Genomic DNA, 14,040 nt, shown 5'->3' on the forward strand with positions numbered 1-14,040 from the left:
AATTAAAAACGCCTTTCATAAAGATGAAAGGCGTTTTTAATATTATATACACTTCTTGATTAATTTCCTTGAGAAGGCTCATTAAGATAATCACTATTAATATCTTTTTCTTTTTTGATATCTGTTTTTCCAAATTTATAGCTGAAACTTATCCCGAAAGAACGGAATGGCAACTGTCTCACAGAATATGAATCATAATCTCCCGTGTTCACTGTTGTTACCTGCTTGATGTATTTATTAAAAGGATTCGTCATCGTAAATCCTATACTTGCTTTTTTATTCCAGAACACTTTTCTTCCTGCAAGTGTGTAAGTAATCGACTGCGGATTTTTTCCCTGGATATTTTTCGCTGCAGAATTATAATTTCCAAAAGCTTCTACAATAAAATTGTTGGGTAATTGATAATTCAGATTCAGGTTAAAACGGTAACGCATTCCCATATCAAGATTCCCAACATAGATATGACTTACAATATACCGGTGAAATATCATTAAATTTCCACGCAGATTCAGCTTATTATTGAAAAAAGGAAGTGAGGCAGAAACAATTCCTCCGGAATTATATTCTTTTCCGATATTATCTCTCGAAGAAACTGAAACATTGGTATATTCCACTCCGTTGGCCGTAAAAACAGGATAAAATGTTGTGATCTGTTTTAAATCCTGACTGTTAATCCTTTCCACCAGCGTCATAGAGATATTTCCTCCGTTTCCAAAATTTTTGCTGTACCCGAATTCCATATTATCACCAATTTCAGGCTTCAATGCAGGATTTCCGGTGGTAATATTATGAGGATCACTGATGTTTAAAAATGGATTTAATTCAGAATACTCGGGTCTTTCAACCCTTCTTGTATAGGCTAATTTTAAAGTTCCGTTATTCTCAAATTTATGAGATAGAATAAGAGAAGGGACAAATAAGCCGTACGACGGGATGTGTGTTCCCGGAAAATCAATCTTCAAAGTGGTGTATTCGTAGCGTGCTCCTGCTCTCAGATCCAGCCAGTTAAAAAATTTAAAGGTGGAAGAAAAATAAGCGGCATAAATTCCCATATCATATTTCAGTTTATAAGACTGCAAAGGATCTGCTTCATACTGATTGAAAGTATTCAAAACACTGACATCGGTGGTATTCGTAATATGCTGAAGTATTGTTTTTGCTCCCGTTTCAAAGGTGATATTATCCGTAAGCGGATGTACATAATCGATAGAAAAATTGTGACTGTTATCTGTTCCCGGATTATTGGCTGAGGTTCCGTTGTAAGGAAAAGCCGCTCCGTACAAACTTTGGGTCTGAATATAGCTGCTTTCAGGTGTTCCGTAGCTCACAACATAATCTGCCGTAAGTTCCTGCCCTTCTTTCTGAAATGTTTTTCTATAGCTTAAACTTCCATCAACAGAATTCACGTTGGAACGGTTATCTGAATTCCGGTATCCCAGAATAGACTGTTCGTTACCGGCTGCATCTGTAATATATTGTTCCTGATTGATAAAACCGATACTTTTATTCCCAAAACTATTGTAAGAAACAGAGCCGCTGAATGTATTGGATTTATTAATTGACCAATCAAATCCTACCCCTGTTCGATAGCCGTGTCTTTGAAAATCCGTATACCCATCCTGCATCAGTCTTGTTTGGGAATGAGTTTGATTATCTCTGGAAATTCTATCCTGTGAAAAAGGAGTTCTTGATTTCAGCTGGGTATTACCACTGAAAAAAGCATTCATGCTGAAATTATTATTTCTGTAGTTTACATTTAGAGAACCTGTTTCAAATCGTGTTCCTAATGAACCATTGACAATTCCGTTGATCCCTTTTACTTTGCTGTCATTTAAAATAATATTAATAATCCCTCCTGTTCCCTGTGCATCGTACTTTGCACCCGGACTCGTAACTGCTTCAATACTTTTAATTTGACTCGCCGGAATGGAAGCGAGCGCATCGGCAAGGCTGTTCCCAAATATACTGGAAGGTTTTCCGTTAATCAAAAATCTAACATTCGGATTCCCCTGCAATTCTACATTTCCATCTGCATCTACGGTTACCTGAGGTACTTTTCTCAAAACATCTATGGCAGCTCCGTTTTGTGAGGTCACATCATTCGCAACATTATAAACTATTTTATCTATTTTATTTTCTACAACTGCTTTTTTACCGGTAATGGTAACGGTTTCAAGGGTTTTGATCTGGTTTCCTTTTATCGAATCACTCGCTTTTCCTTTTACAGTTTCTGGGTTTGTTGTTTGTGCATTTGCTAATACTACGGATATGGTGGCTAGAAGAACTGATATTCGCTTCACTATGTTCATTATTATAGCGCAAATTTGAGAGGCAATTTTGAAAAAATATTGAATTTTAGAAATATTTCAGCAAAATAATAATCGAACACTCTATTCCAATTTATTAAAATTCTTTTTGTTTTTAGATTTATTTATATCATCTTTGCGCTTTATTAATATTTGGTCTAAATAAATATAATGAAACAGATTGTACCTTTTACTTCCTCAAAAGCTATAAAATATAGGGATATTAATTCTAGCTGACTTATCAACCTCTTCAATTCAGCACTTTCAAAACATTAATAAAATTTACCCCCTCAGAAATATCATCTGAGATCAATATTTTTCAACATGATTAAACGATTAATATTTTTATCCTTATTTCTTTTCAGCTTTTTCTTTTCAGCGCAAAATAAAACAGGAAACATATCCGGAAATATTACTTCTATCGAAGACGAACCGCTGGAACTTGTTTCCATATCTCTGATCGAACTTAATAAAAGTACACTTACCGATATTAAGGGAAACTTTAATTTTTCTCAGGTAGCTCCGGGAAATTATACCATTAAAATACAGATGCTTGGTCTTAAAGAACAGCAGATTCCCATTGAAGTTAAGGAAGATGAAAATACTCCGGTCAATTATAAACTGGCAAAGGAAAATATTCTCGCATTGCAGGAAGTAAGAATTGTCGGAAATAACTCTAAAATAACCCGAAAAGAAAGTCCGTATGTGGCGAAACTGCCTATTAAATATTTAGAAAACCCGCAGGTTTACAATACCGTTCCCAAAGAATTAATTACTCAGCAAATGGCAGTTGATCTGGGAAGTGTTTCAAAAAATGTTCCAGGGGCAGGTATTCCGATGATTGCCAATCAGGGAAGAGTCACTTTCCGTTCCCGCGGATTTGAAACTGAACCTAATGCAAGAAACGGTGTTGCAGGAGCAGCATTTTCATTTTTAGACAATGCCAACTTAGAGAGAATTGAGGCTATTAAAGGACCGTCGACCACATTATTCGGAACTCAGGTTTCGAGCAGTTATGGTGGTTTATACAACAGAGTCACCAAGAAACCTTATAACGGAACCGGTGGGGAAGTAAGCTACACCGGCGGAAGCTGGAATTTCAACAGACTTACTTTTGATGCCAATACCCCGATCAACGGAGATAAAACGGCATTACTGAGATTAAACGGAGCAACAACCTTCGAAAAAAGCTTTCAGGATAACGGCTTTACAAACAGTTTAGCACTTGCTCCAAGCTTTTCATATCAGATCAATGACAGATTATCTTTATTATTTGATGTGGAGTTTGGGATTGCAAAAGGAACTTCGGTAGTACGTTTCAATCCGTACACAAAAAGTAACAAAATTCAGTCGATTGAAGATATCAACTTTCCTTATAAAAGAACTTTCTTAGGAGATGATATCACCTACTCTACTCAAATGATGAATATTTTCGGGCAGCTCAACTACAAAATATCATCTTCATGGACTTCCCAAACCATATTTTCCCGGGCCAGATCTACCATCAATGGTTACATCACAGCACTGAACGGTAAATCGGATACCACGATTCAGCCCAGTGTAATTGTAGGAAATACTAATTTTATTGCAACTAATTTACAGCAAAACTTTATCGGTGATTTCTACATCGGAAAATTCCGAAACAGAATGGTTGTAGGACTGGATTATTATAATAATTTTAATAATTTCGACAGGGTAACGGTGAATGCTCCGGCTGTAGATTTTATAAATACTCCAAGTACATACAGAGTAACGAGAGACATGTTGGATACCCTTACGAACACAGGCACTCCAAGAAAAGAAAAAAGCAGTGATGATACCTATGCCGCATACGTTTCAGATGTTTTTGATATTACTGACCGTTTAAAGATAATGGCCAGCTTAAGGGTTGATAACTTCCATTACAATGGGGTGTATAATATTCTGACCGGCGAAACAGCAGGTGGTCTTAGTGTGAGCGGTTTGCAGGCAGGACCTTATACTCAAACAGCTTTGTCCCACAAATCCGGTTTAATTTATGAGCTTTTAAAAAATAAACTGTCTTTATTTGGAAACTACCTGAATGGATTCTTTAACATCAGCGGCGTCGATAAAAACGGAAACAATTTTATTCCTCAAAAAGGAAACCAACTGGAATTCGGAGCAAAATCAGACTTGTTTAGTCACAGACTTGTCGGTACCATCAGTTATTATGATATTAAAGTTGATCATGTTTTAAGAGCAGATCCTGATGATGCTAATTTTTCTATTCAGGATGGTTCTCAGTACAGCAAAGGGGTAGAAATAGATATTACCGCAAATCCAATGGCTGGTCTGAATATTATTGTCGGATATGCTTATAATGACAGTAAATTCACAAAATCTGATGCTTCGGTTCTGAACTTACGCCCCGCTGCTTCGGGACCTCAGAATATGTACAATTTCTGGGTGAGCTATTCCCTTACAAAAGGTAAATTCAGTGGTTTGGGAGCTGGTTTTGGCGGAAACATCGGAAGCATGTCTTATCAGACCAATACACAAACTGCCAAAGTGATCATTCCTTCCTATAAAATGTTTGATGCAAGTATTTTCTATGACCGACCGAAATACAGATTAGGTTTAAAAATAGACAATATTACCAGTGAAAAAGCATGGTCTGTAAGACTTACCCCTCAAGCTCCGATCAGATTCCTGGGAAGTATTTCGCTAAAATTTTAAAATAATTCTTCCTGTGAAAAATATTTTTTATGTCTTATTTTTTCTTTTACTGAGCAATCTGGCTTATGCAGACGGATATTGGCTTGAACTGGAAAGTTCCGGAAAAAAAGGCGATACTTTAACGATAAAAATCCGTTACGGGGGTGTCAATGAAAACAAGGAAAGATACATCAAAAGCGGAGAAGACCTTAATAAAATGAAAGATTTTGTTGTTAAGGTTATTGATCCGGATGGAAAGAAATCTGAAATTTCAATTCAACAGAAAAACGATTTCTGGGTAGGATATTATATCCCAGAAACAGATGGAACCTATCATATTTTTGCCATTGATGAAAAGCTTCCTGTTGTAGAAAGAGAGGATCAGAAGCAGAATATTAAGCCTTCCCAATACCTGCATACAACTTTTGTTATCAATAAGGAGACTGATTCAAGAATCACAATGCCTTATTTAAACCTGGAGATTAATTTACAAAATAAAGCCGCCTTAGTTTCTGCTTATATTGACGGAAAGCCCGCAGAAAAAGGAACCTTGCTGCGTATTTTCTTACCTAACAACCAGGATATAAAAATAAGTATCAATGAAAAAGGAACAGCCTGGATTCCGCTTCCTTTAAAGGGGCAATATCTTGTGAGATTAGATAAAACGACAGAACAGGAAGGCACTTTTGAAGGAAAAAAGTATTTTGCAGAAAGACATCGCTGCGATTACAGCCTGATTGTCAATTAGAATAGAATAAAAAAGATACGAACACAAGCTCGTATCTTTTTTATTTTTTAGAAGATTAGACTATTTTATAGCAAATAATATCGTTCCGCCTATGATTAATAAAGCTCCTATTGCGGTTTTCAAAGTCAGGGTTTCTTTAAAGAATAAAACGGATAAAAGGATGGCAATTGCCACACTGAGCTTATCTACAGAAGCTACCTGTGAAACTTTCCCGATCTGTAAGGCTTTAAAATAAAACAGCCAGGACAATCCTGTTGCAGCTCCCGATAATATCAGAAAAAGAATATTAAACTTAGATAACGAACCGATCTCTTTTGCTTCACCTTTTATAAAAACGACACTCCAAACCAGAATCAGAATAACGACCGTTCTGATTCCCGTTGCCAGATTAGAATTGATATTAGAAACTCCTATTTTAGCAAAAATAGCTGTAAATGCAGCAAACAGAGCGGATAATAATGCATAATAGAACCACATCTTTCAATAATTAAAAGTTTTTAACAAAGCCAATTCCCACCGTTTTATTCTGATAATAAGGCATTACCATTGTTGCTGAGTTTTTATTTTTCCCGCCTAAAAGAGTATTGATTTTAGGATATAACCAATACGCCAGTTCCGTTGAAAGAATCCCAAATCCGGCTCCCCCAACAACATCTCCAAACCAATGCTTATCGTTCAGCATACGGTAAACTCCTGTGAAAGCAGCCAAAGAATATCCTGAAATTGCTAATAAAAAATTGGTGTCTTTATATTCTCTGAACATAAACTGTGCAGATGCAAATGCAATAGCCGTATGACCGGAAGGAAAAGAAAGGTTGTTGGACTGATCCGGCCGTTCTTCTTTTACAATATGCTTTAATGGAACGACAAAGGCAGAGGTTATCAGCATAGAGGTTCCGTAAATGATAGTCCTGTCCCTGAAGTTGTGTTTTCCTTCCACTCCAGCTGCATTTAATCCGTAAACCAATACGGCAGGAGCAAACTGGGTATAATTATCAAGCTTAATATGATCGGGTTTATGTTCATTGATTTCATCCCTTGTAGAGAAGTTTAATTTTTTCAGATTTTTCACGCTTAAGCTCGCCACTCCATATCCGATAAGTGCTGTCGGAATGATTAATTTTTTATAGTTTAAAGCGTTTTCTTTTGTATTTAAAACAATTGCGCTGTCCTTCTTTACCTCATCAGTCTTTATAGTATCACTATTTTGAGCTGCCATTCTTCCAAAAAATGAGAGTATAATGAAAAAGCTGATTGCAGTTTTTTGACGATAATTTAACATTTCTTTCTTGTGTATTAAAATTGATTGGAATCATTCATGAGCCGGACATTGACTTCTTTAAATTTTGCGAGAACCTGTTGTCCGTATTCCGTAAAGTATTGGTGATTTTTTAGAAAATCATTATTCTCCATCTGCCATTCTTCATCTGTAAAAATGAGTCCAAGATACGTGCTGAACTCCAGTCTTAAAGCTTTTTCATATTTAGCGTAATCTGTTCTTGTTAAATGAAACATATCTGCATCACAGATAATCTTTTCGATTTCTGAGGAAGGGTTCTGAGGATACTGAGTAGCGCCTATACATCGCAAAACCTTTTGAATAAAATCAGTTTCACAACCGAGATTTCCCAAAAAATTCTGGGCAATCCTTTTGCTTTCTTCTTCATGCCCTTTGTAGCAAAAAGCATAGCCACAATCGTGAAACCAAGCCGAAACCTGCAATGCACAACGATCTTCTACAGAAAGAACACTTTTTTCACTTATCTGCAGCACCGCAGATACGACTTCATAAGTATGTTCTATATTATGAAAAGTCAGTTGAGCGGAAAGCCTCTCTGTAAGAAAATGAATTACATACTCTCTTACGGCTTGTAATAAATTATTCATAATCGCTGTTCACCTATATTTCTTAGCAATTCTCGTAGTACAAAACCCTTTTCAAATAATTTTTCTAGACATCTGCTTCAAAAAACATCTATAAAAAACAAGAGTTCCGGCTTAACAACAAGAATTTATAACAACAAAGAAAAAACCTGATTTTGAATAAATTTTGAAGATTTGTTTTTCTTAAATTTTTATTCCGTTGGGGAAGTATCGATTTGCTTTTCTTCTTTAAAATTAATTTTGCTCAACAAAGTAGGCAATACAATAAGCAAAAGCGGCAAAGCAACAATAAACCCTCCGATCACTGCAATGGCTAAAGGTTGGTGCATTTGTGCACCGGTTCCGATTCCCAGAGCCAATGGCATTAATGCGATAATGGCTCCTAAAGCGGTCATTAATTTAGGACGAAGCCTTGTGCTGATTGCATAAATGACCGCCTGTTCCTTAGATTTTGTTTCCAAGCTTTCATGAAACTGTAAATACGTAAAAATTGCATTTTCCCCGATAATTCCTACCATCATGATCAGTCCGGTATAACTTCCGACATTCAGAGGTGTGTTGGTAAGGTATAATAACAAAATTCCACCCGAAATTCCAAGTACGGAAATAAATAAAATAATAAGAGCTACCAGAACATTCCGAAATAAAAACAGCATCACAGAAAATACCAATAAGCTTGAAACAATCAGAATGATCAGTAGTTCTTTAAACGATTGCTGTTGTTCTGCGTATGCACCGCCGTAAACGATGGAATATCCGCTTGGCAATTTTATCTTTTGAGAAATCTGTTTTTGGATTTCCTGAATGGTTCCTCCTAAATTTCCGTTATCCAATCTTGCCGTCACAATTCCTAAGGTCTGGAGATCTTCCCGGTTTACTTCCGCAGAACCTTTAACTACATTAACAGTGGCAAATTCGCTTAATGGCTTTAAAGTTCCGTTGGGCAAAGAAATCATACTGTTATTAATCTCGCTTAAAGACGCATTGCTTTTTTCATTAAACAAAAGTCTTATAGGCGTATATTGGACATTGTCAAATATATTTCCGGCTACATTTCCATCTAAATTAGCTTGTAATTGATTCTGAAAATCAGGTAAGGAAATACCATATTGAGCCAAAACAGGAAGTTTGGGAGTGACCACAATGGAAGGACCCGCAATTACGATTCCGTCAAAGACATCTGCAGTCCCGTTGACTTTGCTTACAATCCCTGCAATTTTTTGAGAATAATCTTCAATGACTTTATGATCCGTTCCAAAAACCTTGATTTCAATAGGCTGTACACTGCTCATCAGATCTCCGAGCATATCTCCGATCACCTGTCCGAAATCGACAGTTAAAGGTAATCCCGAAGCATCAATTTTAGCACGAATGTCGTCGGTGACTTCATTCGTCGTTTTGTTTCTGTCCTTTTTTAATTGAATTAAATAATCACCTCTGTTCGGTTCAGTAATGAAAAATCCCATCTGAGTACCTGTTCTTCGGCTGTAAGCTTCCACTTCGGGAGTCGAGGTAAGGATCTTTTCTACTTCTTTCAGTTCTCTGTCTGTTTCCTCGAGGGAAGTTCCAGGTGGCGAATTGTAATCTAAAACAATACTTCCTTCATCCATTTCCGGAAGAAATCCTGTACTGATATTGGGAAGAATAAGCACCATTAAAACAATAAGCAATCCTATGAATAAATAGCTGTACAAAGGTCTTTTAATGAAAAATCCTACCCATTTTCGTTCCCGCACATCATGATGCTGAAGATTTTGGGATTTTGATTTTGCCGAAAGCAATAAATAAACAATGGGCAGTAATATCCAGGTTGCAAAAAAGGAACAGATCAGCGTAATGATCATGGTATCCGTCATGACTTTGAAATACGCACCTGCAACTCCGCTCATCAGTATAAAAGGAACAAATATGACAATCGTACTCAGCGATGAGCCTACCATTGCTTTTAGTAGATAATTAATGGCTTTTTGAACGAGCTTTTTAGAAGATTCTTCAGGATGTTCTTCATGGGTCCGGTGAATTTGTTCAACAACGACAATGGCATCATCAATAATTAATCCGATGGCCGCGGCGATAGCTCCCAATGTCATAATATTAAAAGTCTGCCCTGTTGCATAAAGAACAAGCATCGTTAAACTTAAAGTAATAGGGATGGTAATGAGAATAACAGCACTTGCTTTCCATGAGCGAAGAAAAATAACGGCCACAATAATGGCAAGTATTAACCCGATCCATAACGCATCGGTAACACTTTTAATAGAATCATTCACAAAATCTGCCTGAACATAATAAGGTTTTATGACCACATCTTTAGGCAATGTTTTCTGTAGTTCCGCCAGCTTTGCTTCCATCGCTTTGGTTACATCCACCACATTTGCATTGGGTTGCTGAATGATCGCAATCAAAATACTTTCCTGTCCGTTGGCATTTACTTTAATGTATTGTTTGGCATTATGAACATTTATCTGGGCAATATCTCCCAATAAAATGATACGGTTCCCGTTATTGCTTACGACAAGGTTTTTTAATTGGCTTTCATTCCGGATTTGTGCATCGGTAAGCGTTAAATAAAGATACCGGAAATCAGAAGAATACCCGTTGGATTTAATAAAATTGGTGGTATTGATAGCCTGTTCTACGGAAGCGGGAGTGATCTTTAATCTTGCCATCATCGCCTGATCCATTACCACACGGAATTCTTTATCCTGACCGCCGATAATCCGTACTTCGCTTACTCCCGGAACCTGCGAAAGAAAAGGTTTGATGGTATAAAGCGCCAGTTGTTTCAGCTCAATCGGATCTTTTATATTCGAGTTTAATGAATAGCCCATCACAGGAAGGATAGACGGATTCATTTTTTCTACCGAGATATTGACATCTGGAGGCAACTGATTTCTGACTTCGTTAATACTGCTTTCTATCTGTTGTTTGGCAAGATCTACATTCACATTCCAGTCCATAAATGCTGAAATTTCACAGCTTCCTCTACTGGTAGTACTTTTTAAAATTTGCAGATCGGGAACTTTTTTTACAGCACCTTCCAAAATCTTTGTAACGCCTACTGTCATTTGATTGACAGGCTGTTGCCCTGCATCCGCAATAATTTTTATTTTCGGAAAGGTGATCTGCGGAAATAAAGCGGACTGAATTTTCGTATAAGAGTAAATACCTCCTGCCAATATTAAAAATATCAGTACAAGCAGGGGACTTTTATAGGTTACAAAAAATGATTTTTTCATCTGTAGTTATCTATTTTTTTTATTGCCAGATGGAATTCGCCAAAGGAATATTTGTCATCAATCAGCGACATTTCAATGGCTCATTTCATCGGATCAGGGTTTTTGTATTTTAACAATAGCCGTATCGCCCAATCCGAAGTTTCCTGAGGTAATTACTCTGTCTTTTGTCGTCAGATTACCGGATTTAATCTGGATGTATTTATCCGTTTCCACTCCTTTTGTAATCTCTGTTTTTACGGCAGTTGTATCATTGATTAACTTCATCACCCAAAAGGAAGACTGGGTTTCATCGCTTACCACGGCCATTTTAGATACGGATAATCCATATACCGAGGTTTTAGAAAAATTGACCGTTCCGATGAGGTTTTCAGGAATGGTACTGTCGGGAACATGCAGCAAAACTTTCACAGTTTGAGAAACGGGATCTACAGAAGGCATGATTTTCGCGATCTTCCCGTCCAGTGTTCTTCCATCCGGAAGAGTAATTGGTAAGCTATTTTTCTGCTTTATAATCTGTAAATATTCATAAGGCACATCCATTACAAAACCAAAACTGCTTGCATCTGTAATCGTTGCCAAAACTTCTCCATCCTGAACATAATCTCCGATCTGATGGTTTACCATAGCGACATATCCTGTTGCCGGGCTTGTAACCGTCGTTGCTCCGTTAAAACGAAAAGAAGGATCCAGTTTATTGATTGTATTTCCTAATGCTCTTGCTTCCTTAGTCTGCAAACCGAAAAGCACAGAACCCTTACCCACATGATCAGCCAGTTTTATGGTCATTTTTGTAATATACCCCGTGCTGTTGGCTTTTACATCAGATTTTAATAAATAAGTCGCCGTTGCATTGAGCGTAATGGTATTATTAAGCTGTACCGTATCTGAAGGATAAGCAATGGTAACCATTGTTTTAGGCTTAGGTTCTGTTTCAGGAGCTGCAGGAGTATTTTCTCCGGTGTTTTTACAACTGAAAACGATGAAGGACATGATCATAAAGAGGACTATCTGTTTCATGGCTATTGGATGATTAGATATTGCAATTGATTTTTCAGGTTGAACAATGTGGTATTGTACTGAATAATATTTCCTTTCAGGCTAAGCAAATTATTAATGGATAAAATAAAATCTACCATTCTCACATCTCCCGTCGGAAGCTGTTTTGCATTGGCTTCCACCAAAGTTTTGGCATAGGTGATCTGTTCATTCGCAGTATGAATCATTTTATCATACCAAGCCATCTGGTTCTGGATTTGAAGAATCTGTTGATTGTATTGTCTTTGGGTTTGTTCCAGATATTTTTGCTTGGCTTGTAATGACAATTGGTTTTGCTGCAAAAGCATTTTTTTCTGATGACCGTCGTATATCGGGATCGTAACTCCTACCCCAACACTCATTCCAAAATTTTTATAAGGCGTAAGTGCAAATGAAGACTGATAACCACTGTCTGAAAAAGCGGTAATCTTTGGTTTGTAATCATACTGTACGATTTCCGCATCATTGGCAAGCTTCAGACTATCTGCTTTGAAAGCTTTTGAATACATACTTTCCTCAAAGGAAACAGGATTTAGATTTTCGTTAAAGGAAGGCGCTTCAATGGGTTCAAAAGTATCATCTACAATGCCGGAAAGATATTTTAACAAAGAATAATTATTTTGCCAGTCTGCTTGTTGCTGTTCTAAAGTAAGTTCGTTTTGCTGAAGTGTTACTTTGAATGTCAGATAATCAGTTTGCTTAAAAGTAGAAGCCTGAGTAAGTTTTTTTAAAACAATATCTTCCTGATTCAGCAAATGAATGATCTCTTTACTTAAATTATACTGCTGCTGGCTTCTGTAAGTGGCAATATATTGATCTGTAATCTGTTTTTTAAGAGTTTGGAGGCTTATATTCTTTTGGGCTAAAACCTGTGCAATACTTGCATTATAACCAGCAAGACGGGTATTCAGATTGTTGCGGCTTATAAATTCTTTGGCAACTCTTACCCCTGCAAATACAGACTGTCCGTTGGTGATGGCATTATCATAGCCCCAACCTTTAATATTCGGAGAATAACCTGCATTACCTTCTCCTGTAACAATAAATCCATAAGAAGCTCTTAATTTCAAACTGTCGATCCGATTGGAAATTACCTGATTATTATAATCATTTAAAACCGGGCTATTGGTTTCCGCAGTGGTAAGAAAATAAGATAATGTGTTTTTAGATTGCGCCTTGATCTTAGAACAACCCAAAAACAGTATTGAAAACAAAACACTCCGAATAAAATAGGTATGAAAAGTATCCATATTCTATAAATTATTCAGTAAAGATGAGGTGGGATTCTGTAGAAATTTAGAATCCTTTCATTTAAATGGTAAACTCATTAGAGTTTTCCTATTGTGGGTAAAACTTCATCTGTTCAAAAACATAATCAGGTTGTGATCTCAGCAGATCAATGAGTTGTTTCAGCTCAGATTCTTCCCACGATTTCTGAAACATTTCATCATGAATAAGCATCACGACATTATTTTTCGTGAATGTATTGCCTGAATTACAAAGACCTTGTACCGATTTATACATTTCCTGCACCGATTGTATCGGCGTTCCGTCATTATCATGATGTTGCCATTCGAGATCCCAACCCATCACTTTATATCCCAGTTTTGCCAGCTGATCTGCCGTCTGAATTCCGTTTGAAACATCATTTTTTGATTTGCCATTGAGACGCCACATATTACGCCCAGGAAGACGCACAATTTTATACGGTAGTTTCAGTAAATTCTGGTTGTATAAAATATCGTTCACGGACTTCTGAACATTATTATAAAATGCTTCGTAATGATTATTAGCATGGGTAAAGCTGTGATTATACTCCTCAATATAAGGGTTCTCCTCATAGTATTTTGCATAGGTATCCATCTGTTTATCCTTGATCACATGCTCTCCAACCATAAAAACACTGATTTTTATTTTCTCCTTTAAAATAATAGCATTGATGTTTTCACTTCCGTTTAAAGGTCCGTCGTCAAAAGTGAGGTAAATATAGCATTTGCTTTGTGCATAGGTTTGATATAAAATTCCTGCTATAAGTATTGCCAGAAATGAAAGGATTTTTTTCATATCAATAGTTTTTATAAAGATACCTAAAAATCAAAAGATTTTTAATTACTTTTGATCAAAACACGGCTCTATGTTTACGATAAAAAAA

Annotated in this window: 10 protein-coding genes; 2 read left to right on the forward strand and 8 right to left on the reverse strand. The window is 36.7% G+C overall.

Annotated features, from left to right (window positions below; genetic code table 11):
• Positions 1-59: 59 nt before the first annotated feature.
• A complete protein-coding gene (locus P0Y62_07165; GenBank protein WEK71333.1) occupies positions 60-2,300 on the reverse strand; it encodes an outer membrane beta-barrel family protein in 2,241 nt (746 codons plus the stop codon).
• Positions 2,301-2,630: 330 nt separating this feature from the next.
• Between P0Y62_07165 and P0Y62_07170 the strand changes: the two genes are divergently transcribed.
• The gene (locus P0Y62_07170) at positions 2,631-5,003 is read left to right on the forward strand and encodes a TonB-dependent receptor (GenBank protein ID WEK71334.1); all 2,373 of its coding nucleotides are present in this window, start codon (positions 2,631-2,633) and stop codon (positions 5,001-5,003) included.
• A 13-nt stretch (positions 5,004-5,016) separates the two neighbouring features.
• Positions 5,017-5,730 carry a hypothetical protein gene (locus P0Y62_07175; GenBank protein ID WEK71335.1) on the forward strand — a complete coding sequence of 238 codons (714 nt, stop codon included), beginning with the start codon at positions 5,017-5,019 and terminating at the stop codon, positions 5,728-5,730.
• A 60-nt stretch (positions 5,731-5,790) separates the two neighbouring features.
• Here the strand turns inward: P0Y62_07175 and P0Y62_07180 are convergent, their stop codons facing one another.
• From P0Y62_07180 to P0Y62_07210, 7 genes are all read right to left on the reverse strand, one after another.
• Complete coding sequence (locus P0Y62_07180; protein ID WEK71336.1) at positions 5,791-6,207, reverse strand: EamA family transporter; 417 nt, start codon at positions 6,205-6,207, stop codon at positions 5,791-5,793.
• A 10-nt stretch (positions 6,208-6,217) separates the two neighbouring features.
• Positions 6,218-6,949 (reverse strand): phosphatase PAP2 family protein, encoded by a 732-nt coding sequence (locus P0Y62_07185; protein ID WEK71337.1) that lies wholly within the window; start codon positions 6,947-6,949, stop codon positions 6,218-6,220.
• 77 nt (positions 6,950-7,026) lie between these two features.
• A complete protein-coding gene (locus tag P0Y62_07190; protein ID WEK71338.1) occupies positions 7,027-7,617 on the reverse strand; it encodes an HD domain-containing protein in 591 nt (196 codons plus the stop codon).
• 188 nt (positions 7,618-7,805) lie between these two features.
• Positions 7,806-10,853 (reverse strand): efflux RND transporter permease subunit, encoded by a 3,048-nt coding sequence (locus P0Y62_07195; GenBank protein WEK71339.1) that lies wholly within the window; start codon positions 10,851-10,853, stop codon positions 7,806-7,808.
• Positions 10,854-10,946: 93 nt separating this feature from the next.
• Positions 10,947-11,870: an efflux RND transporter periplasmic adaptor subunit gene (locus P0Y62_07200; GenBank protein ID WEK71340.1), complete on the reverse strand. Its 924-nt coding sequence runs from the start codon at positions 11,868-11,870 to the stop codon at positions 10,947-10,949.
• 2 nt (positions 11,871-11,872) lie between these two features.
• Positions 11,873-13,138, reverse strand: coding sequence for a TolC family protein (locus tag P0Y62_07205; GenBank protein WEK71341.1), 1,266 nt, complete (start codon positions 13,136-13,138; stop codon positions 11,873-11,875).
• An 88-nt stretch (positions 13,139-13,226) separates the two neighbouring features.
• Positions 13,227-13,952, reverse strand: a complete 726-nt coding sequence (locus P0Y62_07210) for a polysaccharide deacetylase family protein (GenBank protein WEK71342.1) — start codon at positions 13,950-13,952, stop codon at positions 13,227-13,229.
• Positions 13,953-14,040 lie beyond the last annotated feature (88 nt).

The organism is Candidatus Chryseobacterium colombiense (assembly GCA_029203185.1).
GTDB lineage: Bacteria > Bacteroidota > Bacteroidia > Flavobacteriales > Weeksellaceae > Chryseobacterium > Chryseobacterium colombiense.

Coding starts and splice junctions, on each gene's coding strand:
- P0Y62_07195 (WEK71339.1), bottom strand. CDS start 10,853: ATGAAAAAATCATTTTTTGTAACCTATAAAAGTCCCCTGCTTGTACTG.
- P0Y62_07200 (WEK71340.1), bottom strand. CDS start 11,870: ATGAAACAGATAGTCCTCTTTATGATCATGTCCTTCATCGTTTTCAGT.
- P0Y62_07185 (WEK71337.1), bottom strand. CDS start 6,949: ATGGCAGCTCAAAATAGTGATACTATAAAGACTGATGAGGTAAAGAAG.
- P0Y62_07190 (WEK71338.1), bottom strand. CDS start 7,617: ATGAATAATTTATTACAAGCCGTAAGAGAGTATGTAATTCATTTTCTT.
- P0Y62_07205 (WEK71341.1), bottom strand. CDS start 13,138: ATGGATACTTTTCATACCTATTTTATTCGGAGTGTTTTGTTTTCAATA.
- P0Y62_07210 (WEK71342.1), bottom strand. CDS start 13,952: ATGAAAAAAATCCTTTCATTTCTGGCAATACTTATAGCAGGAATTTTA.
- P0Y62_07170 (WEK71334.1), top strand. CDS start 2,631: ATGATTAAACGATTAATATTTTTATCCTTATTTCTTTTCAGCTTTTTC.
- P0Y62_07180 (WEK71336.1), bottom strand. CDS start 6,207: ATGTGGTTCTATTATGCATTATTATCCGCTCTGTTTGCTGCATTTACA.